Below are 18,138 nucleotides of genomic sequence, written 5' to 3' on the forward strand. Positions count from 1 at the left end.
CCGACGATGACGACGTTCCGCTCTTCCGGATGTCTCCGCTGCTCGCTCACCCGATCACCTTAGAGAACCGACGGGACGTCAGTCGGCAGCTGCTCCACCACACTCGTCCCGCTGCCCTCCCGCGACTCCCACTCCCACGTCTCCTCCAGCCGGACCCTGCCGTCCGGCAGGTCCACCACCAGGGAGACGCAGTGCCCGGAGGACGTCCCGCCGTCCCGCTTGAGCTGTACGTACCGGAAGTCGAGCCGGTCCCCCTCACGGGTCCCGACCAGATACCCCCGCTCCACGTCACCGCCCTCGTAGGCGGCCCAGATCCGGCCGCCCCGCTCGCCGTACGTGAAGCGCGTGCGGGTACCCACCTGACCCGGCGCCTGGTCGGCGACGGGGGCCAGGACAAGACCGTCCAGCGAACGGGCCACGGTGATTGCTCCCTTACCGGGCGGGGGACAGGGCGTTAGTCTGGCCGGTGACACTACCTCGCGGGAGCCCGGACGCACCGGGCTGAGAGGGAGGCTGACGGCCTCCGACCGTACGAACCTGATCCGGGTCATGCCGGCGAAGGGAGGGGCTGGACGCCCATGCAGTCGTCTCATACGGGTCAGCACCCCGAAACCGTCCATTCCGACGTCTCCACCGTCTCCCACACCTCCGACGTCCTGGTCGTCGGAGGCGGCATCATCGGCCTGGTCACGGCCTGGCGGGCCGCGCAGCGCGGCCTGCGTACCGCAGTCGCCGACCCCGAGCCGGGCGGCGGGGCCGCGCAGGTCGCGGCGGGCATGCTCGCGGCCGTCACCGAACTCCACTACGGCGAGGAGACGCTGCTCGGGCTCAACCTCGCCTCCGCCGCGCGCTACCCCGCCTTCGTCGCCGAACTGGAAGCGGCGAGCGGCCAGGACACCGGCTACCGCGCGTGCGGCACGCTCGCCGTGGCCCTCGACGCCGACGACCGCGCGCACCTGCGCGAACTGCACGGCTTCCAGCAGCGTTCCGGGCTCTCCTCGGAGTGGCTCTCCGGACGCGAGTGCCGGCGGCTGGAGCCGATGCTCGCGCCCGGCGTACGCGGGGGCCTGCGGGTCGACGGCGACCACCAGATCGATCCCCGCCGGCTCGCGGCGGCGCTCGTGACGGCCTGCGAACGGGCCGGGGTGGTCTTCCACCGCTCGTTCGCGAACCGTCTTACGGTTGTACGGGACCGGGCGGCCGGCGTCGTCCTGGCCGACGGCCGTGCGCTCTCCGCGGACCAGACCGTCCTGGCGGGCGGGAGCCTCAGCGGGAGGCTGGCGGGTCTGCCGACCGATGTCATACCGCCGGTACGGCCCGTCAAGGGCCAGGTGCTGCGGCTCACGGTGCCCCGGCCGTACGCGCCGTTCCTTTCCAGGTCCGTACGGGCCGTCGTACGCGGCAGCCACGTCTACCTCGTGCCGCGCGAGAACGGCGAACTCGTCGTCGGCGCGACCAGCGAGGAGCAGGGCTGGGACACCACGGTCACGGCGGGCGGGGTGTACGAACTGCTCCGCGACGCGCACGAGTTGGTGCCGGGCATCACCGAACTGCCCTTCACCGAGGCACGCGCCGGACTGCGACCGGGCTCGCCCGACAACGCGCCCCTGCTCGGGCCCACCGCCCTCCCCGGCCTCCACCTGGCCACCGGCCACTTCCGCAACGGGGTCCTCCTCACCCCCGTCACCGGGGACGCGATGGCCGACGTGCTGACCACCGGCGAACTCCCCGAGGTCGCGCGCCCCTTCACCCCCCGCCGCTTCTCCCCCGCCCCGGTACGTCAGGAGCAGCTCGCATGACCGACACCGTGAACGTCTCCGTGACCCTCTCCATCTCCGTGAACGGCGAGCCGCGCGCGATCGGCGCGGGCACCACGCTCGACGTGCTGGTCGCGACGCTGACCCCCGCGCCCTCGGGTGTCGCCGCGGCCCTCAACGAGACGGTCGTCCCGCGCTCCCGCTGGTCCGGCACCCTCCTGGGCGACGGCGACCGCGTGGAAGTCCTCACCGCCGTCCAGGGAGGCTGACCATGGCCGACGACCGGCTTGTCATCGGCGACACCGTCTTCGACTCCCGCCTGATCATGGGTACGGGGGGTGCGCCGAGCCTCGACGTCCTGCGCAGGTCCCTGATCGCGTCGGGCACCGAACTCACCACCGTCGCGATGCGGCGCCTCGACCCCACCGTGCAGGGGTCCGTGCTGTCCGTCCTCGAATCCCTGGGGATCCGGGCCCTGCCCAACACGGCGGGGTGCTTCACCGCCGGGGAGGCGGTCCTGACCGCGCGGCTCGCCCGCGAGGCTCTGGGCACGGACTGGATCAAGCTGGAGGTCGTCGCGGACGAGCGCACGCTGCTGCCCGACCCGATCGAGCTGCTCGACGCGGCGGAGACGCTGGTAGACGACGGCTTCACGGTCCTGCCGTACACGAACGACGACCCCGTGCTGGCCCGCAAGCTGGAGGACGTGGGCTGCGCGGCGATCATGCCGTTGGGGTCGCCCATCGGGTCCGGCCTGGGCATCCGCAACCCGCACAACTTCCAGCTGATCGTGGAACACGCGAGCGTCCCGGTGATCCTGGACGCGGGCGCGGGCACGGCGTCCGACGCTTCGCTGGCGATGGAGCTGGGGTGTGCGGCGGTGATGCTCGCGTCTGCGGTGACGCGGGCGCGGGAGCCGGAGCTGATGGCTTCCGCGATGCGGTACGCGGTGGCGGGGGGGCGGTTGGCGTTCCGGGCGGGCCGGATCCCCCGCCGGCGCTTCGCCCGGGCGTCCTCGCCCTCGGAGGGCGTCGCCACGCTCGACCCGGAGCGCCCGGCGTTCACGTAGACGTCGCGCCCGGCGGGCGGCGCGGCCTACTGATGTCCTCAAACGCCGGACGGGCTTAAAGACCCGGGGTGGGCCAGGTTGTTTTGGCGCGGGCCTGGAAGGGGGACGGGCAGGGGTCGTGTCCGGAACGTAGAGCGTGTTTTGTGTCGCATGGCGAACGTTGACCAATACAAGGTGCTGAACGCGACGTAAAACATGCAGTGCAGGACACGACCCCTGCCCGGCCCCCGGCAACAACCCGCGCACAAAAAGCCGGCCCGCAGCGGGCACAATCAAGCCCGTCCGGCGATTGAGGACAAAAGCGCGACCGCGTCGCGCGTCACAGGTGCGCTGCAAGAGACCGCGTCCCCGGCCGCCCCGCCACCCCGGCTCGTACACTCGCACCGTGGATACGACCCTTCAGGACCCCCTCGTCGGCCACCTGCTCGACGGCCGGTACCGCGTCGACGCGCGCATCGCGGTGGGCGGTATGGCCACCGTCTACCGCGCCCTCGACACCCGCCTCGACCGGGTCCTGGCCCTCAAGGTGATGCACCCGGCGCTCGCCGGAGACGTCGCCTTCGTGGAGCGGTTCATCCGCGAGGCCAAGTCCGTCGCCCGCCTCGCGCACCCCAACGTCGTCGCCGTCTTCGACCAGGGCGCCCAGGGCGCGTACGTCTATCTCGCGATGGAGTACGTCGAGGGCTGCACCCTGCGCGACGTCCTGCGCGAGCGCGGCGCGCTCCAGCCGCGGGCCGCGCTGGACATCCTGGAGCCCGTGCTCGCCGCGCTCGGCGCCGCCCACCGCGCCGGGTTCGTGCACCGGGACATGAAGCCGGAGAACGTCCTCATAGGGGACGACGGCCGCGTCAAGGTCGCGGACTTCGGGCTCGTACGGGTCCTGGGCGACGTCACCAACACCACGGGCACGGTCCTCGGCACGGTGTCGTACCTGGCGCCCGAGCAGATCGAGCACGGCACCTCCGACACCCGTGTCGACGTGTACGCCTGCGGGGTCGTCCTCCACGAGATGCTGACCGGCGGCAAGCCGCACGCCGGCGACACCCCCGCCCAGGTGCTGTACCTGCACCTCAACGAGGACGTGCCCGCCCCGTCCACCGCCGTGCCGGGCCTCGCCGCCGAGCTGGACGGGATCGTCGCGGCGGCCACGGCCCGTGACCCCGACCTCCGCCCGTACGACGCCGTCGCGCTGCTCGCCCTGGCCCGGGAGGCCCGCTCCCGGCTGAGCGACGCCCAGCTGGACGCCGTACCGCCGAAGGCCAAGCCCGTCCCGGCGGGCGGGGCGGAGGGGCGTACGGCGGTGATCCCGCGCGTCCTGCCCGCCGAGGAGCCCTCGCGAGACAGGGACAGGCGGCGGAAGCCCGACGGAGTCCACCGCACCAGCCGCCTGGAGATGGCACCCCCGGACCTCCCCCACCCGGCACCCCGCCGCACCACCCGCACCACCCCCCCGCCCCGCCGGGGCATCATCGCCGCGATCGTCGCCGTGCTGCTCATCCTGGGCGTCGGCACAGGCGTCTGGTACATCAATTCCGGCCAGTTCACCCGCGTCCCCTCCCTGCTCGGGCAGACCGAGCAGGAGGCGAAGAAGCGGCTGGCCGACGCCGGCCTGGACGTGAACGTCGGGAACGACTTCAGCGACACCTTCGAGCGCGGCACGGTCATGGGCAGCGACCCGGACTCCCGCGCACGGGTCCGCGGCGGCGGTCCCGTGACCATCGTCGTCTCGCGCGGCCCGAAGATCGTGAAGGTCCCCGGCCTGGAGGGCTCGACGCTCGCCGAGGCGAGGCGGGTGCTCAAGCAGGCCGGGCTGGCCGCCGGTGTGGTGACCCGGTCCTTCGACGACAACGTCGAGCAGGGCGCCGTGATCCGTACGGACCCCGCCTCCGGGGACGAGGTGCGGCCCGACTCGGGGATCAGGCTCGTCGTGAGCAAGGGCAGCCCCGTCGAGGTGGAGGACGTGACGGGCGAGACAGAAGAGGACGCCACCGCCCGGCTCACGGACGCGGGACTCAAGGTCCGGATCGCCCCCGCGCGCGTGAACTCCCCGGAGGACGCCGGTTCCGTCGCCCGGCAGTCCGTCGCGGAGGGCGCCGAGCTGGCCCGGGGCGACACGGTCACGCTGACGCTCTCCAAGGGTCCGCGGGAAGTGGCGGTGCCCGACGTCACGGGCCAGAAGGTCGACGAGGCCAAGAACGCCCTGGAGGACGCGGGCTTCGAGGTCAGCGTGGACCGGAGCTTCCCGTTCCTGGACGACACCGTCTCCGAGCAGTCCGTCGGGGGCGGCGGCACCGCCCCCGAGGGCAGCACGATCACCATCAAGACCAAGGGACTCTGAACACACATGCGCAACCCTGTCGGCGGCCACGTACCGGTGGCCGGCGGCCTCGCCACGACCGGTCTGGCCTACGCCCGCGAGCTGGGCGCGGAGACCGTCCAGGTCTTCGCGGCCAATCCGCGCGGCTGGGCGACCCCGCCCGGGAACCCGGCGCAGGACGAGCGGTTCCGCGCCGAGTGCGCCGCCGGGGAGATCCCCGCCTACGTCCATGCCCCGTACCTGATCAACTTCGGCTCGCACACCGAGGCGACGGCCGACAGGTCCGTGGACTCACTGCGCCACAGCCTGCGCCGGGCGCGGGAGATCGGCGCGCTGGGGGTGGTCGTGCACACCGGCTCCGCGACCGGCGGCCGCACCCGCGAGGTGGCGCTGGCGCAGGTACGGGAGCGGATGCTGCCGCTGCTCGACGAGCTGACCGAGGACGACGACCCGTTCCTGCTGCTGGAGTCGACCGCCGGCCAGGGGTTCTCGCTCTGCTCCAGGACGTGGGACTTCGGCCCGTACTTCGAGGCGCTGGACTCCCACCCCAAGCTGGGGATCTGCCTGGACACCTGCCACATCTTCGCGGCGGGCCACGATCTCACGGGGCCGCACGGGATGCACCAGACCCTGGACCTGCTGGTGGAGACGGTCGGCACGGGGCGGCTCAAGCTGATCCACGCCAACGACTCCAAGGACGTGGCGGGCGCGCACAAGGACCGCCACGAGAACATCGGGACCGGTCACATCGGCGAGGACCCGTTCCGCGCGCTGTTCACGCACCCGGCGACCGAGGGCGTACCCCTGGTGATCGAGACACCGGGCGGCAAGGAGGGGCACGCGGCGGACGTAGCCCTGCTGAAGAAGCTCCGCGACCAGTAGGCCGTTCGGCCGGTGGGCCGGCCGGCAGAGGCCCTACAGCTCCGGACCCTCCCCCGGGCCCTCCTGGTACGAGTAGCGCTGCTCCGCCCACGGGTCGCCGACATTGTGATAGCCGCGCTCCTCCCAGAAGCCGCGGCGGTCGGCGGTCATGTATTCCACGCCCCGGACCCATTTGGGCCCTTTCCACGCATACAGCTGCGGTACGACGAGGCGCAGCGGAAATCCGTGCTCGGCCGTGAGCAGTTCGCCGTCCTTGTGGGTGGCGAAAATCGTACGGTCGGCGGCGAAGTCGGCGAGTCGCAGATTGGCACTGAAGCCGTATTCGGCCCAGACCATCACATGGGTGACGCCGGGGGCGGGCGGGGCCAGTTCCAGGACGGTACGGGCGGGCACTCCGCCCCATTCGGCCCCCACCATGCTGAACTTCGTCACACAGTGCAGATCACCGATCACGGTGGAGAACGGAAGCGCGGAGAATTCCCCGTGATTCCAGCAGCGTTTGCCGCCGTCGAGCGTGGCGCCGAAGACCCGGAATTCCCAGCGTTCCGGCCGGAAGCGGGGGACGGGGCCGTAGTGGGTGACCGGCCAGCCGCGCTGAAGGCGCTGACCTGGTGGAAGTTCGGCCTGATCCGGCTCTTGACGTTCCCGGTTCGGCTGCCCCATACGTTCCATGGTGACAGACCGGAAGGGATGGTCATGACCAGGTCTCGGCGGATTCGGGCAACTGGTAGTAAGCATGCACTTACTGGACGCCCCCCGGTGGCAGTGCGAGGATTCCCGCATTCCTGCCCGTCACCCGCCTGGAAGGAGCCGCCGCGATGCAGGGCGACCCCGAGGTCCTCGAATTCCTCAACGAGCAGCTGACCGCGGAACTGACCGCGATCAATCAGTACTTTCTGCATGCCAAGATGCAGGAGAACTTCGGCTGGACGAAGCTCGCGAAGTACACGCGCGCCGAGTCGTTCGACGAGATGAAGCACGCCGAGCTGCTCACCGACCGGATTCTTTTCCTGGACGGCCTGCCGAACTACCAGCGGCTGTTCCATGTCCGGGTCGGGCAGACGGTCACGGAGATGTTCCAGGCGGACCGCGAGGTCGAGGTGGAGGCGATCGACCGCCTCAAGCGCGGGATCGACGTCATGCGCCAGAAGGCGGACCACACGTCCAAGCGGATCTTCGAGTCGATCCTGGCGGACGAGGAGCACCACATCGACTATCTCGACACACAGCTCGCGCTGATCGAGAAGCTCGGTGAGCCGCTGTACCTCGCCCAGGTCATCGAGCAGCCGGACAGCTGACCCTCAGGCGGCCGGCGCGGATTCGACGCGTACGGCTTCCGCCCGTACCGGTTCCGTGAGCAGCTCGCGGCGGGGGCACACGGCTCCCCGGCCGAGGAGGGACTGGATCCGGCGCACGCAGGAACCGCAGTCGGTGCCGGCCTTGCTGGCCGAGGCGATCTGGCGCGGGGTGCAGGCGCCGCTGTCCGCGTGTTCCTTGACCTGCTTCTCGGTAATGCCGAAGCACGAGCACACGTACACGCGGTTCACCTCCGACGGGAACAGTGGGGCAGCGGCAGCGGTCGGTCACCCCGACCGTCCCGGTGAGGCAAACCTAACCTTACCCGTCGCCGCCCGCACGCAAAAGTCCCGGAACGGACGATGGGGCGCGGATCACATCGATCCGCGCCCCGTTCGTGCTCCGGTACGTGCCGCCCGCGTACCGCCGCCTACTGCGCCCGGTACATCTCGGCGACGAGGAACGCGAGGTCGAGCGACTGGCTGCGGTTGAGCCGCGGGTCGCACGCGGTCTCGTAGCGCTGGTGCAGGTCGTCCACGAAGATCTCGTCCCCGCCGCCCACGCACTCCGTCACATCGTCCCCGGTCAGCTCCACGTGAATGCCACCCGGATGCGTGCCCAGGCCCTTGTGCACCTCGAAGAAGCCCTTGACCTCGTCCAGCACGTCGTCGAAGCGGCGGGTCTTGTGGCCGGAGGCCGCCTCGAAGGTGTTGCCGTGCATCGGGTCGGTCACCCAGGCCACCGTGGCACCGGAAGCGGTGACCTTCTGGACCAGCTCGGGAAGCTTGTCCCTGACCTTGTCCGCACCCATCCGCACGATGAACGTCAGCCGGCCCGGCACCCGGTCCGGGTCGAGCCGGTCCACATACGCGAGCGCGTCGTCCACCGTCGTCGTCGGACCCAGCTTGATACCGATGGGATTACGGATCCTCGAGGCGAACTCGATGTGCGCGCCGTCCAGCTGGCGGGTGCGCTCACCGATCCACACCATGTGGCCCGAGACGTCGTACAGCTCCCCCGTCCGGGAGTCGACGCGGGTCAGCGCCGACTCGTAGTCCAGCAGCAGCGCCTCGTGCGAGGAGTAGAACTCGACCGTCCGGAACTCCGCCGGGTCGGTCCCCGCCGCCTTCATGAAGTTCAGCGCGTTGTCGATCTCACGCGCCAGCTGCTCATAACGCTGCCCCGACGGCGAGGACTTCACGAAGTCCTGGTTCCAGGCATGCACCTGGCGCAGGTCCGCGTACCCACCGGTGGTGAAGGCGCGCACCAGGTTCAGCGTCGCCGCAGACGCGTTGTACATCCGCTTCAGCCGCTCCGGATCCGGGATCCGGGACTCCTCGTCGAAAGCGAACCCGTTGACGGAGTCGCCCCGGTATGTGGGCAGCGTCACGCCGCCCCGGGTCTCGGTGTCCTTGGAACGCGGCTTCGAGTACTGCCCGGCGATCCGCCCCACCTTGACCACCGGCACCGACGCCGCGTACGTGAGGATCGCACCCATCTGAAGAAGCGTCTTGAGCTTGCCACGAATGTGATCGGCGGAGACCCCGTCAAAAGCCTCCGCGCAGTCACCGCCCTGGAGCAGGAACGCCTCACCCTTGGCAACAGCCGCCATCCGGGCACGCAGCTGATCGCACTCACCGGCGAAGACCAGCGGCGGATACGACTCCAGCTCGGTCACCACTCGGCGCAGGGCCTCCCGGTCCGGATACTCCGGCTGCTGGGCAGCGGGAAGATCTTTCCAGGTCGGCACGTGGGTCGCGGGGTTCTGAGCGTTCACTGTCACGCGCCCAGATTACGTGGTCGCGGCCTGTGCCATGGCCGAAGCTCACAGTATGGAACGCGACCCCCTTCCCGGGCGCTGATATTCCGGGGCGCGCGCGACAACAGCTGCTAGGGTGCCGTCCATGTTCGCGCACGCACAGCAGACCTGGTGGTGGACCGCTCACTCGGCGGCCCACTGATTCAGCGCGCGACACGAATCGAGAAGGCCGCCCGAGGGGCGGCCTTCGGTGTTTCCGGGTCTTCCCGGGAAGCGGGCCGTTCCTCCCCACCCGGAAGGAACACCGCCCATGACCGCCACCCCGACCGCCACCCTCCTCGGCCGGCTCCTGGACGACAACACCCCGCCCTTCGCCCTGCTCCGCCGCCGCACGCCGGGCCGCGACCACGACGTGGTGGAACTGCTCGTCGGGCCGGTGCACGAGGCCGCGTGCCTCGCCGACCTGCCGGACGGCGAGCGTCCCTCGCTCGCGCTGGTGCCGTTCCGGCAGATCAGGGAACGCGGCTTCGACGTGCGGGACGACGGGACGCCCCTGGCGGTGCTCGTCGCGGACGAGCGGTACGAACTGCCGCTGGACGAGGTGCTCGACCTGCTGCCGGGGCACGCGGTACGGGTCGAGGGCGGCGCCTTCGACCTGGACGACGACCGGTACGCGCGGATCGTACGGCGGGTCGTGGAGGACGAGATCGGCAGCGGCGAGGGAGCGAACTTCGTCATCCGCAGGACCTTCGAGGGGCGGATCCCCGGCTTCGGCCGCGCCGACGCCCTTGCCCTGTTCCGGCGGCTGCTCGCCGGGGAGCGGGGCGCGTACTGGACCTTCGTCGTGCACACCGGGGAGCGCACGCTCGTGGGAGCCAGTCCGGAGGTGCATGTGCGGATGAGCGGCGGGACGGTCGTGATGAATCCGATCAGCGGCACGTTCCGCTATCCGCCGGGGGGACCGACGGCGGAGGGCCTGCTCGACTTCCTGGGCGACCGCAAGGAGACGGAGGAGCTGTCCATGGTCGTGGACGAGGAGCTGAAGATGATGTGCACCGTCGGCGACCGGGGCGGGGTGGTGATCGGGCCCCGGCTCAAGGAGATGGCCCATCTCGCGCACACCGAGTACGAGTTGCGCGGCCGGTCCTCGCTGGACGTGCGCGAGGTGCTCAGGGAGACGATGTTCGCCGCCACCGTGACCGGGTCGCCGGTGCAGAACGCCTGCCGGGTCATCGAACGCCACGAGGTGGGCGGGCGCGGCTACTACGCGGGCGCGCTGGCCCTGATCGGCCGGGACGCGGGCGGGGCGCAGACGCTCGACTCCCCCATCCTGATCCGCACCGCCGACATCGACCGCGACGGCGGGCTGCGGGTGCCGGTCGGTGCCACGCTCGTACGGCACTCGGACCCGGCGGGCGAGGTGGCGGAGACGCACGCCAAGGCGGCGGGGGTGCTGGCGGCGCTGGGGGTACGGCCGGGGCGGCCGCAGACCGCGCCGGAGGGCCCGCGCCTGGCGGACGACCCGCGGGTGCGGGCGGCGCTGGACGCCCGGCGCGCGGACCTCGCGCCGTTCTGGCTGAAGATGCGGACCGGGCCGGGCTCCCTGGGCGGGCACGCGCTGGTCGTGGACGGCGAGGACACCTTCACCGCGATGCTCGCGTACCTGCTGCGCTCCTCGGGCCTGGAGGTGACGGTACGGCGGTACGACGAGCCGGGCCTGCCTGCGACGGCGCTGGCGCACCCGGGGCCGGTGGTACTGGGGCCCGGTCCGGGCGATCCGGCGGACGCGAAGGACCCGAAGATGACTCTGCTGCGCGGCCTGGCCGCCGAGTTGCTCCGCGACCGGCGGCACGGGCTCCTCGGCATCTGCCTCGGCCATGAGCTGATCGCCGCCGAACTGGGTCTGGAGACCGTACGCAAGCGGGTCCCCCACCAGGGCGCGCAGACCGGCATCGACCTGTTCGGCCGGGCGGAGACGGTCGGCTTCTACAACAGCTTCACGGCGGCCTGCGACGACGCGGCGGCGGCGGAACTGGCGGCGCACGGCATCGAGGTGAGCCGTGGGGACGGCGGTACGGAGGACGGCGAGGTGCACGCGCTGCGCGGCCCCGGCTTCGCCTCCGTGCAGTTCCACCCGGAGTCGGTGCTGACCCTGAACGGGCCCGAGATCGTACGGGAGTTGCTCGCCGGGGCGATGAACGGCGCCCGCGCCCGGGTGTGAGGCGGCCGGCCGGTCCCAGGGCGCGGGGCCCCGGATCCGTCCGGCTGCCGGGGCCCCGCGCCCGCCGTCCCGGAAGCCGGTGCGGCGGGCCGGCTCAGACGTCGTCGAGGCCGCGTTCGATGGCGTACCGGACCAGCTCGACCCGGTTGTGCAGTTGCAGCTTGCCCAGGGTGTTCTGGACGTGGTTCTGCACGGTGCGGTGCGAGATGACCAGACGCTCGGCGATCTGCTTGTACGACAGCCCCTTGGCGACCAGGCGCAGCACCTCGGTCTCCCGGTCGGTGAGCTGGGGGGCCTTCGGCTCGTCCGGGGCGGCGGGCAGGGGCTCGGAGGCGAGCCTGCGGTACTCGCCGAGGACCAGACCGGCGAGGCCGGGCGTGAAGACCGGGTCGCCGGCGGCGGTCCTGCGGACGGCGTCGACCAGCTCTTCCGTACTGGCCGACTTGAGCAGGTAGCCGGTGGCGCCGGACTTGACCGCCTCCAGCACGTCGGCGTGCTCGCCGCTGGCGGAGAGGACCAGGACGCGCAGGCCCGGCTGGAGGCCGACCAGTTCCTTGCAGACCTGGACGCCGGGCATGCCGGGCAGGTTGAGGTCGAGGACGAGGACCTGCGGGATGGTGGCCTTCGCCCGGCGCACGGCCTGCGGGCCGTCCCCGGCCGTGGCGATCACCTCGAACCCCGCCGCGTCCAGGTCCCTGGCGACGGCGTCGCGCCACATCGGGTGGTCGTCGACGACCATCACCCTGACCGGTCCCGCCGTCTCCGTCATGTCCGCGCTCATCGCTCCGCCTTCCCCCGTGGAACCCTCAACTCGACTTCCGTGCCCTGCCCCGGGACGGAGATCAGCTCCGCCGTACCGCCCAGGTCCCGCAGCCTGCCACGGATCGAGAGGGCGACCCCGAGGCGGCCCTCGCCCTCGGCCTGCGCGAGCCGGCCCTCCGGGATGCCGGGGCCGTCGTCCCGTACGGTCACGATCACCTCGTCCGGATCGTCCTCGACCAGGATCCAGGCGCGGGCGTCCGCGCCCGCGTGCCGGCCCACGTTGTCCAGGGCGGCGCCGACGGCGGCGGCCAGCTCCCTCGCGGCGGCGGGCGCCAGCAGGACCGGGGCGCCGGGCTCGGCGAAGGTGACCTTCGATCCGGTGTAGGGCGCGAGGAGCGAGCGCAGGTCGCACGGTTCCCGTGCGTCGCCGGGGCCCGGGCCGGCCGCTCCGCCGGGGTACGCGCCGGCCGCTCCTCCGCGGGCCGTGGGGACGAGGCCGCTGGAGACCAGGGTCCGCAGGGCGACCTCCTGCTCCCCCGCCATCCTGCCCAGTTCGGCCGCCTCGCCGCCCAGGGCCGTACCGCGCCGCTGCACCATCGCCAGCACCTGGAGCACGCTGTCGTGGATGTCACGGGCCAGCCGCTCGCGCTCCCGGGTCGCGGCCTCGATCTCCAGGGCGCGGGCCAGGATGCGTTCGGAGGCGCGGGCCACCTCCACGATGTAGCCGATCGCGATGGAGGCGATCCACACGAGCAGCACGTTGTGGAACGTGTCCCTGCTGGGGTGGGCCCGCTCGACGAGATTGGCGGCGGCGACGAAGGTGGAGGCGAGCGCCGCCCACCGCCAGCCGCCCTTGATCGCGAACGCGAGGACGGAACCGGCCGCCCATATCGTCGGCAGGGTGGGGCCGTCGACCTGCTGCGCCTGCTCGTCGGCGAGCGGGGTGAGCAGGATGCCGACCACGGCGACGGTGAGATCCGCGCCCAGGAACCGCTTGGTGCAGCTCGCGGCGTTCGCCACCCGGGGCAGGGTGGCGGCGGTCCAGACGGCGAGGAACGCGAGGAACACGATCGCGACCCAGGGCCGTTCGAACTTGTCGCGGTCGAACACGAACAGAAAGATCGCGTAGACGGCGGTCAGGACCCGGTAGCCGGTCAGCGCCCGCCACAGCGGCTGCTCGACCGACATCCGTACGACCCGCTCACGCTTCACCACGGCCCCGCCCCCCGTTCCGCGGCCCCCCGGCCACGCCCGCCGTCACTCGCCGGACAGGCTTTTTTCCTTCGCCGCCTCGGCCAACTGCCGCTTCGCCGCGGTCGCGTAGACGTCCACGTACTCCTGACCGGACAGCTTCATGATTTCGTACATGACCTCGTCGGTCACCGAGCGCAGGATGAACCGGTCACCCTCCATGCCCTGGTAGCGGCTGAAGTCCAGCGGCTTGCCGATCCTGATGCCCGGGCGCATCAGCTTGGGCACCACCTTGCCGGGCGGCTGGATCTTCTCCGTGTCGATCATCGCGACCGGGATGACCGGCGCGCCGCTGGCGAGCGCCACCCGGGCCAGGCCGCCGGGCTTGCCCCGGTAGAGCCGGCCGTCGGGCGAGCGGGTGCCCTCGGGGTAGATGCCGAACAGCTCGCCCTTGGCCAGGACGTCGACGCCGCTCTTGATCGCCGCCTCACCCGCCCCGCGCGCCCCGGAGCGGTCCACCGGCAACTGTCCGACGCCCTTGAAGAAGGCCGCCGTCAACGTGCCCTTGATGCCGGGCGTGGTGAAGTACTCGGCCTTCGCGATGAAGGTCACCTTGCGGTCGAGCACGGCCGGAAGGAAGAAGGAGTCCGAGAACGAGAGATGGTTGCTCGCGAGGATCGCGGGCCCTTCGGCGGGAACGTTCTCGATGCCCTCCACCCAGGGCCTGAAGGCGAGCTTCAGCGACCCTCCGACGGAGAACTTCATTGCACCGTAGATCAACTCGGATGCCTCCTGTGTGCTGTCCGACTGACCTTAACGCGTGGGCGTCCCGCACTCTCCTTCCTGGGGGCCGAACGCACCTGGTCGGTGTCGGTCCGGTCGCGTACGGTGAAGTACATCTTCCGAGCCTCACGAACAGGAGACCCCGGTGCCGGTCCTTCCTGGAGCCGAGCCGTACCACCACGAGGGCGGCGAGGTCGGCGTCCTCCTCTGTCACGGATTCACCGGTTCCCCGCAGTCGATGCGCCCTTGGGGCGAGTACCTGGCGGAGCGCGGGCTGACGGTGTCGGTGCCGCTGCTTCCCGGGCACGGCACCCGCTGGCAGGACATGCAGTCCACGCGGTGGCAGGACTGGTACGCGGAGGTGGACCGGGAGCTGCGCGAGCTGCGGGAGCGGTGCGCGCAGGTCTTCGTCTGCGGGCTGTCCATGGGCGGGGCGCTGACGCTGCGGCTGGCCGCCAAGCACGGGCCCGCGATCAGCGGGATCGTCGTCGTCAATCCGGCGGTGAGGATGCACGGGGCGGCGGCGTACGCCCTGCCGGTGCTCCGGCACGTGCTCCCCTCGGTCGGCGGGCTGGCGAACGACATCGCCAAGGACGGGAAGGTGGAGCTGGGGTACACACGGACGCCCCTGCACGCCGCCTACTCGCTGGGGAGGCTGTTCCGTCTGGTGGACGCGGCGCTGCCCCAGGTGACCCAGCCGATGCTGCTGTTGCGCAGTCCGAAGGATCATGTCGTGCCCCCCTCCGACTCCGCCCGGGTACTGTCCCGGGTCTCCTCGACGGACGTCCGGGAGATCTTGCTGGAACAGAGCTACCACGTCGCGACGTTGGACCATGACGCGGAGCGGATCTTCGAGGAGAGTCACGCGTTCATCGGCCGGCTCGCTCCGACTGTCGGGAAGAAGGGGAGCACCACCGGTGGCTGAGCAACATGACGCGGACCGCGAGCCGCAGCCGATCGACGAGGACGCCGCCTGGGCGGCGATCGTGGCCGGGTACGGCGACGAGCCGGCCGACCCCCCGGGCGCCAAGCCGTTCAAGTCGGTGGACGGCCTGGCCCTGCTGGAGGGCGGGAAGAACACCATCGGGGGCGGCCCGGAGCCGGCCCCGGACAAGGGCGCCGAGAAATCTGAGAACAGCGCTGAGAAGACCGCGGACGAAGCCGGCGGCGACACGGACGGCGGGGCGGACAGCGGTACGGACGAGGCGAGGCCCCCGCTGGGGGGCTCGGTGATCTTCGCCCCGGGGGTGGCTTCCCCGGTGGCGGGACCGCGGGACTACGAGGCGCCGGAGGAGTCGGACGACGAGGGGCACTTCGTCCCGCCGGAGCCGCCGCCGCTGCCGGATGCCGACGTCACGTCCAAGTTCGCCTGGCTCGGGGTGGTGGGCGGGCCGGTGCTGATGCTGGTCGCCGTGCTGCTCCAGTGGGACATGACGTGGTGGCTCACCACGATCTGCGTGGGCGGCTTCCTGGGCGGCTTCGCGACGCTGGTGGCGCGGATGAGCCATGGCGACGACGAGGACGACGACCCGGGGCGCGGCGCGGTGGTGTAAGGCGTAGTGCCGCAGGGCGTACGGCATTCGGGCCGCGTCCTGGCCCCGGGGTCAGGACGCGGGCCCCGACACCGGGTCAGGACGCGGGTACGCGTACCGCCGCCAGCACCGGCAGGTGGTCCGTGGCCGTCCGCAGGTCGTGGTCCGTGAGGCCGGGCAGGCCGCGCGGCACCCCGCAGCCGAGCACCTCCACGCCCTCCGTGGCGAAGAGCGCGTCGATGCGCCGGGGCGGCCCGCTCCGGACCCAGGTGTGCTCGGCGCCCCAGGGCGTGGCCGCCCAGCAGTCCTGGAGCTTGGCCGCCAGCAGCCGGAACGCGTTCCGGTCCGGCGGCTCGTTGAGGTCGCCGCCCGCGACCGCGTGCGGGACGTCCAGCGCGTCGAGGCGGTCGAGCAGCATCCCCGCCTGCGCCTCGCGTTCGGCGGCGTCCAGGCTCAGATGGCAGCTGAGCACCCCGAGCCTGGCCCGCCCGAACCGTACGACCGCCGTCGCGAACCCGCGCCGGTGCAGGCCGGGGGTGCGGGGCAGCAGGACGTCCTCGGTCCGCTCCACGGTGGCGCGCAGCGAGCAGAGCAGCAGCGGGCCCGCCGCGGTGCCGCCGCCGCCGAGCACCACGAGGTCGGTACGGGAGGCGAGCCAGGCGGCGCGCTTGCGCCAGCGGAAGAACAGCGGGGCCTCCTGGATCAGCACCAGGTCGGGCGCGCAGGCCTTGATCACCCGGACCAGCGCCTCACGGTCGTCCCGCATCGAGCGGATGTTGTAGCTGAGGACCCGGATCACGGCCGAACCGTCCGGCTCGGTACGGGAGTCGGGCAGCGGTGGCGGCATTTCCATGGTCACCAGATTACGTGAGTCACCCACGGGATCCGCGCCCGGCGCCCGGCGCCCGGCGGAGACATGCCGCGCACCCGGCGGGGACATGGCTGTGCCCGCCGCACCCCCCGCCAGGTCCTGTCCGGCGGGTGCGACGGGCACAGTCGTACGGGATCAGCCCTGTCTGGCCAGGTCCGCGGCGCCCACCAGCCCGGCCTCGCCGCCCAGTTGGGCGGCGAGCACCTGGGCGTGGGGCCGCCACTCGCCGCCGATCAGCCAGCGCCGGAAGGACTTGCGGATCGGGTCGAGGACCAGTTCGCCCTCGTCCGACACGCCTCCGCCGACGATGAACGCGGACGGGTCGAAGAGCGAGGCCAGGTCGGCCAGGCCCGCGCCCGCCCAACGGGCCAGCTCCCGGAAGGAGTCGACGGCCACCGGGTCGCCGGCGCGGGCGGCGGCACTGACGTGCCTGCCCTCGATGCCCTCGGCGGTGCCGTCCCCGAGACCGAGCAGTATCTCGGCGTTCTCCGGAGTCGCGTTGGCGCGCTGGCGCGCGTACCGGACCAGGGCGCGGCCGGACGCGTACTGCTCCCAGCAGCCCTGGCTGCCGCACCCGCACAGCAGCCCGTCGGGGACGACCCGGATGTGCCCGAACTCCGCCGCCACGCCGAAGCGTCCGCGGCGCAGCTTGTTGCCGATGATGATGCCCCCGCCGAGGCCGGTGCCGAGGGTGATGCAGATGACGTCGTCGTGGCCCTGCCCGGCCCCGAACCTGTACTCGCCCCACGCGGCGGCGTTCGCGTCGTTCTCGACCACGACCGGCAGGCCGACGCGCTGTTCGACCTTGTCCTTGAGCGGTTCGTGCCGCCAGTTGATGTTCGGCGCGAACAGGACGGTGGCGCGCTTGTCGTCGACGTAGCCGGCGGCGCCGATGCCGACCGCCTCGATCTGGTGTCCCTCGCCCGCGCCGGAGACGGCGGCGCAGATCGCGTCGACGATGCCTTCGGCCGTCTGCGGGGTGGGCACCTTGTGCATTCCCCTGATGGTGCCCTCTTCGTCGACCACGCCCGCCGCGATCTTGGTGCCGCCGATGTCGACGCCGATGGTGAGTCCCATGAGTCCCTCAGTTTTCGGTCGTGCCCCGCTAAGGCCAACCGTACCCGAGGGCGGGCGCCCGCCTGTTCAGTCCAGGTCGATACGGCCGTCCGGACCTGGTCCTTCGTCCCTGGGGTCCGTGGGGTCGTCGGAGCTTTTTGTGTCGTCCGTGACACCCGGGGCGTCCGGAAAGGCCTGCTCGACGTTTCCGTACCCCTTCGCGCCGCCCGTACGCTCCGCGGGCGGTACCTCGGGCCCGCTTCCGGGGCCCTTGGTCCAGCGGCTCTCCTGGCCCTCGACCGCGTCGCGGTAGGCGGCGAGGAGTTCGTTGCCGGCGGCGGCGAGGTGGTCGAAGACTCCGGGGTTGCGCTCGATGACCGGTTCGACGGCGGCCCTGGCCTGGTTGATCAACTGCTGGACGGCGCCCTGCGCGGCCATGCCGAAGAGCGGGTTCTGGAGCGAGGTGACCTTGTCGGTGACCGCGTCGACCAGCTTGCGCAGTTCCTCGGAGGCGGAGGCGGGCGGGCGGCCGTGGACGGCACGGCGGCGGGCTTTCTCCGCCTCCAGGTCCTCGGCGCACGCCGTGGCCCAGGCGTCCGAGTCGGCGGCGGGGCGCTCGGTGGAATCGCTCATGGGGTTCTC

At 71.8% G+C, this 18,138-nt stretch carries 20 protein-coding genes and 1 riboswitch; of the genes, 10 read left to right on the forward strand and 10 right to left on the reverse strand.

Features of this window, described 5'->3' with window-relative positions; translation table 11 throughout:
* Positions 1–59: 59 nt before the first annotated feature.
* Positions 60–419: a hypothetical protein gene (locus ACIO1C_RS09660; RefSeq protein WP_401860394.1), complete on the reverse strand. Its 360-nt coding sequence runs from the start codon at positions 417–419 to the stop codon at positions 60–62.
* A 50-nt stretch (positions 420–469) separates the two neighbouring features.
* A riboswitch (TPP riboswitch) is annotated at positions 470–581 on the forward strand.
* Here ACIO1C_RS09660 and thiO point away from each other — a divergent pair.
* The 5 genes from thiO to ACIO1C_RS09685 all read left to right on the forward strand — a co-directional run bounded on the left by thiO (position 579) and on the right by ACIO1C_RS09685 (position 6,025).
* On the forward strand, positions 579–1,799 hold the full coding sequence (gene thiO / locus ACIO1C_RS09665) for a glycine oxidase ThiO (protein WP_401860397.1): 1,221 nt from the start codon (positions 579–581) through the stop codon (positions 1,797–1,799). (Overlaps the previous riboswitch by 3 nt.)
* Positions 1,796–2,026: a sulfur carrier protein ThiS gene (gene thiS / locus ACIO1C_RS09670; RefSeq protein WP_401860400.1), complete on the forward strand. Its 231-nt coding sequence runs from the start codon at positions 1,796–1,798 to the stop codon at positions 2,024–2,026. Before thiO ends, thiS begins: the two co-directional genes overlap by 4 nt.
* A 2-nt stretch (positions 2,027–2,028) precedes the next feature.
* Entirely contained in the window at positions 2,029–2,826 is a 798-nt protein-coding gene (locus tag ACIO1C_RS09675; protein WP_401860403.1) for a thiazole synthase, read from the forward strand.
* A 385-nt stretch (positions 2,827–3,211) separates the two neighbouring features.
* Positions 3,212–5,164: a Stk1 family PASTA domain-containing Ser/Thr kinase gene (pknB, locus tag ACIO1C_RS09680; RefSeq protein WP_401860405.1), complete on the forward strand. Its 1,953-nt coding sequence runs from the start codon at positions 3,212–3,214 to the stop codon at positions 5,162–5,164.
* A gap of 6 nt (positions 5,165–5,170) precedes the next feature.
* Positions 5,171–6,025: a deoxyribonuclease IV gene (locus ACIO1C_RS09685; protein ID WP_401860408.1), complete on the forward strand. Its 855-nt coding sequence runs from the start codon at positions 5,171–5,173 to the stop codon at positions 6,023–6,025.
* A 33-nt stretch (positions 6,026–6,058) separates the two neighbouring features.
* Here ACIO1C_RS09685 and ACIO1C_RS09690 read toward each other — a convergent pair whose 3' ends face one another.
* Positions 6,059–6,688 (reverse strand): sulfite oxidase-like oxidoreductase, encoded by a 630-nt coding sequence (locus ACIO1C_RS09690; RefSeq protein ID WP_401860411.1) that lies wholly within the window; start codon positions 6,686–6,688, stop codon positions 6,059–6,061.
* Between the two features lie 155 nt (positions 6,689–6,843).
* On the opposite strand from ACIO1C_RS09690, the gene bfr reads away from it, so the two are divergent.
* Positions 6,844–7,323: a bacterioferritin gene (gene bfr, locus ACIO1C_RS09695; protein WP_356432998.1), complete on the forward strand. Its 480-nt coding sequence runs from the start codon at positions 6,844–6,846 to the stop codon at positions 7,321–7,323.
* A 3-nt stretch (positions 7,324–7,326) separates the two neighbouring features.
* Here bfr and ACIO1C_RS09700 read toward each other — a convergent pair whose 3' ends face one another.
* Entirely contained in the window at positions 7,327–7,572 is a 246-nt protein-coding gene (locus ACIO1C_RS09700; protein WP_401860414.1) for a bacterioferritin-associated ferredoxin, read from the reverse strand.
* A 179-nt stretch (positions 7,573–7,751) separates the two neighbouring features.
* The gene (locus tag ACIO1C_RS09705; RefSeq protein ID WP_401860417.1) at positions 7,752–9,104 is read right to left on the reverse strand and encodes a class II 3-deoxy-7-phosphoheptulonate synthase; all 1,353 of its coding nucleotides are present in this window, start codon (positions 9,102–9,104) and stop codon (positions 7,752–7,754) included.
* Positions 9,105–9,225: 121 nt separating this feature from the next.
* Here ACIO1C_RS09705 and ACIO1C_RS09710 point away from each other — a divergent pair, with 121 nt between their 5' ends.
* The gene (locus tag ACIO1C_RS09710; RefSeq protein ID WP_401861006.1) at positions 9,226–9,282 is read left to right on the forward strand and encodes a trp operon leader peptide; all 57 of its coding nucleotides are present in this window, start codon (positions 9,226–9,228) and stop codon (positions 9,280–9,282) included.
* Positions 9,283–9,390: 108 nt separating this feature from the next.
* Entirely contained in the window at positions 9,391–11,301 is a 1,911-nt protein-coding gene (locus tag ACIO1C_RS09715; RefSeq protein ID WP_401860420.1) for an anthranilate synthase family protein, read from the forward strand.
* Positions 11,302–11,395: 94 nt separating this feature from the next.
* Here ACIO1C_RS09715 and ACIO1C_RS09720 read toward each other — a convergent pair whose 3' ends face one another.
* The 3 genes from ACIO1C_RS09720 to ACIO1C_RS09730 are packed head-to-tail and all read right to left on the reverse strand — an operon-like array spanning position 11,396 to position 14,034.
* On the reverse strand, positions 11,396–12,070 hold the full coding sequence (locus ACIO1C_RS09720; protein WP_401861009.1) for a response regulator: 675 nt from the start codon (positions 12,068–12,070) through the stop codon (positions 11,396–11,398).
* An 8-nt stretch (positions 12,071–12,078) separates the two neighbouring features.
* On the reverse strand, positions 12,079–13,278 hold the full coding sequence (macS, locus tag ACIO1C_RS09725; RefSeq protein WP_401860423.1) for a MacS family sensor histidine kinase: 1,200 nt from the start codon (positions 13,276–13,278) through the stop codon (positions 12,079–12,081).
* A 42-nt stretch (positions 13,279–13,320) separates the two neighbouring features.
* Positions 13,321–14,034 (reverse strand): lysophospholipid acyltransferase family protein, encoded by a 714-nt coding sequence (locus tag ACIO1C_RS09730; protein WP_327236989.1) that lies wholly within the window; start codon positions 14,032–14,034, stop codon positions 13,321–13,323.
* 148 nt (positions 14,035–14,182) lie between these two features.
* Here ACIO1C_RS09730 and ACIO1C_RS09735 point away from each other — a divergent pair, with 148 nt between their 5' ends.
* Together ACIO1C_RS09735 and ACIO1C_RS09740 are read left to right on the forward strand one after the other, a co-directional pair.
* Positions 14,183–14,962, forward strand: a complete 780-nt coding sequence (locus ACIO1C_RS09735; protein ID WP_401860426.1) for an alpha/beta hydrolase — start codon at positions 14,183–14,185, stop codon at positions 14,960–14,962.
* On the forward strand, positions 14,955–15,590 hold the full coding sequence (locus ACIO1C_RS09740; protein ID WP_401860429.1) for a hypothetical protein: 636 nt from the start codon (positions 14,955–14,957) through the stop codon (positions 15,588–15,590). Before ACIO1C_RS09735 ends, ACIO1C_RS09740 begins: the two co-directional genes overlap by 8 nt.
* A gap of 76 nt (positions 15,591–15,666) precedes the next feature.
* On the opposite strand, the gene ACIO1C_RS09745 is transcribed toward ACIO1C_RS09740, so the two are convergent.
* The 3 genes from ACIO1C_RS09745 to ACIO1C_RS09755 all read right to left on the reverse strand — a co-directional run bounded on the left by ACIO1C_RS09745 (position 15,667) and on the right by ACIO1C_RS09755 (position 18,129).
* Positions 15,667–16,422 carry an endonuclease/exonuclease/phosphatase family protein gene (locus tag ACIO1C_RS09745; protein ID WP_401860432.1) on the reverse strand — a complete coding sequence of 252 codons (756 nt, stop codon included), beginning with the start codon at positions 16,420–16,422 and terminating at the stop codon, positions 15,667–15,669.
* A 153-nt stretch (positions 16,423–16,575) separates the two neighbouring features.
* Complete coding sequence (locus ACIO1C_RS09750; protein WP_161306803.1) at positions 16,576–17,517, reverse strand: ROK family glucokinase; 942 nt, start codon at positions 17,515–17,517, stop codon at positions 16,576–16,578.
* A gap of 66 nt (positions 17,518–17,583) precedes the next feature.
* Positions 17,584–18,129: a DUF5304 domain-containing protein gene (locus tag ACIO1C_RS09755; protein ID WP_401860434.1), complete on the reverse strand. Its 546-nt coding sequence runs from the start codon at positions 18,127–18,129 to the stop codon at positions 17,584–17,586.
* Between the last annotated feature and the right edge of the window lie 9 nt (positions 18,130–18,138).

Source organism: Streptomyces sp. NPDC087420 (assembly GCF_044744165.1).
Classification (GTDB): domain Bacteria; phylum Actinomycetota; class Actinomycetes; order Streptomycetales; family Streptomycetaceae; genus Streptomyces.

What these genes read in the sequence shown, in the direction of transcription:
- thiO (WP_401860397.1), top strand. Translation starts at nt 579, where the DNA reads ATGCAGTCGTCTCATACGGGTCAGCACCCCGAAACCGTCCATTCCGAC.
- thiS (WP_401860400.1), top strand. Translation starts at nt 1,796, where the DNA reads ATGACCGACACCGTGAACGTCTCCGTGACCCTCTCCATCTCCGTGAAC.
- ACIO1C_RS09675 (WP_401860403.1), top strand. Translation starts at nt 2,029, where the DNA reads ATGGCCGACGACCGGCTTGTCATCGGCGACACCGTCTTCGACTCCCGC.
- ACIO1C_RS09685 (WP_401860408.1), top strand. Translation starts at nt 5,171, where the DNA reads ATGCGCAACCCTGTCGGCGGCCACGTACCGGTGGCCGGCGGCCTCGCC.
- ACIO1C_RS09690 (WP_401860411.1), bottom strand. Translation starts at nt 6,688, where the DNA reads ATGGGGCAGCCGAACCGGGAACGTCAAGAGCCGGATCAGGCCGAACTT.
- bfr (WP_356432998.1), top strand. Translation starts at nt 6,844, where the DNA reads ATGCAGGGCGACCCCGAGGTCCTCGAATTCCTCAACGAGCAGCTGACC.
- ACIO1C_RS09715 (WP_401860420.1), top strand. Translation starts at nt 9,391, where the DNA reads ATGACCGCCACCCCGACCGCCACCCTCCTCGGCCGGCTCCTGGACGAC.
- ACIO1C_RS09720 (WP_401861009.1), bottom strand. Translation starts at nt 12,070, where the DNA reads ATGACGGAGACGGCGGGACCGGTCAGGGTGATGGTCGTCGACGACCAC.
- ACIO1C_RS09745 (WP_401860432.1), bottom strand. Translation starts at nt 16,422, where the DNA reads ATGGAAATGCCGCCACCGCTGCCCGACTCCCGTACCGAGCCGGACGGT.
- ACIO1C_RS09750 (WP_161306803.1), bottom strand. Translation starts at nt 17,517, where the DNA reads ATGGGACTCACCATCGGCGTCGACATCGGCGGCACCAAGATCGCGGCG.
- ACIO1C_RS09755 (WP_401860434.1), bottom strand. Translation starts at nt 18,129, where the DNA reads ATGAGCGATTCCACCGAGCGCCCCGCCGCCGACTCGGACGCCTGGGCC.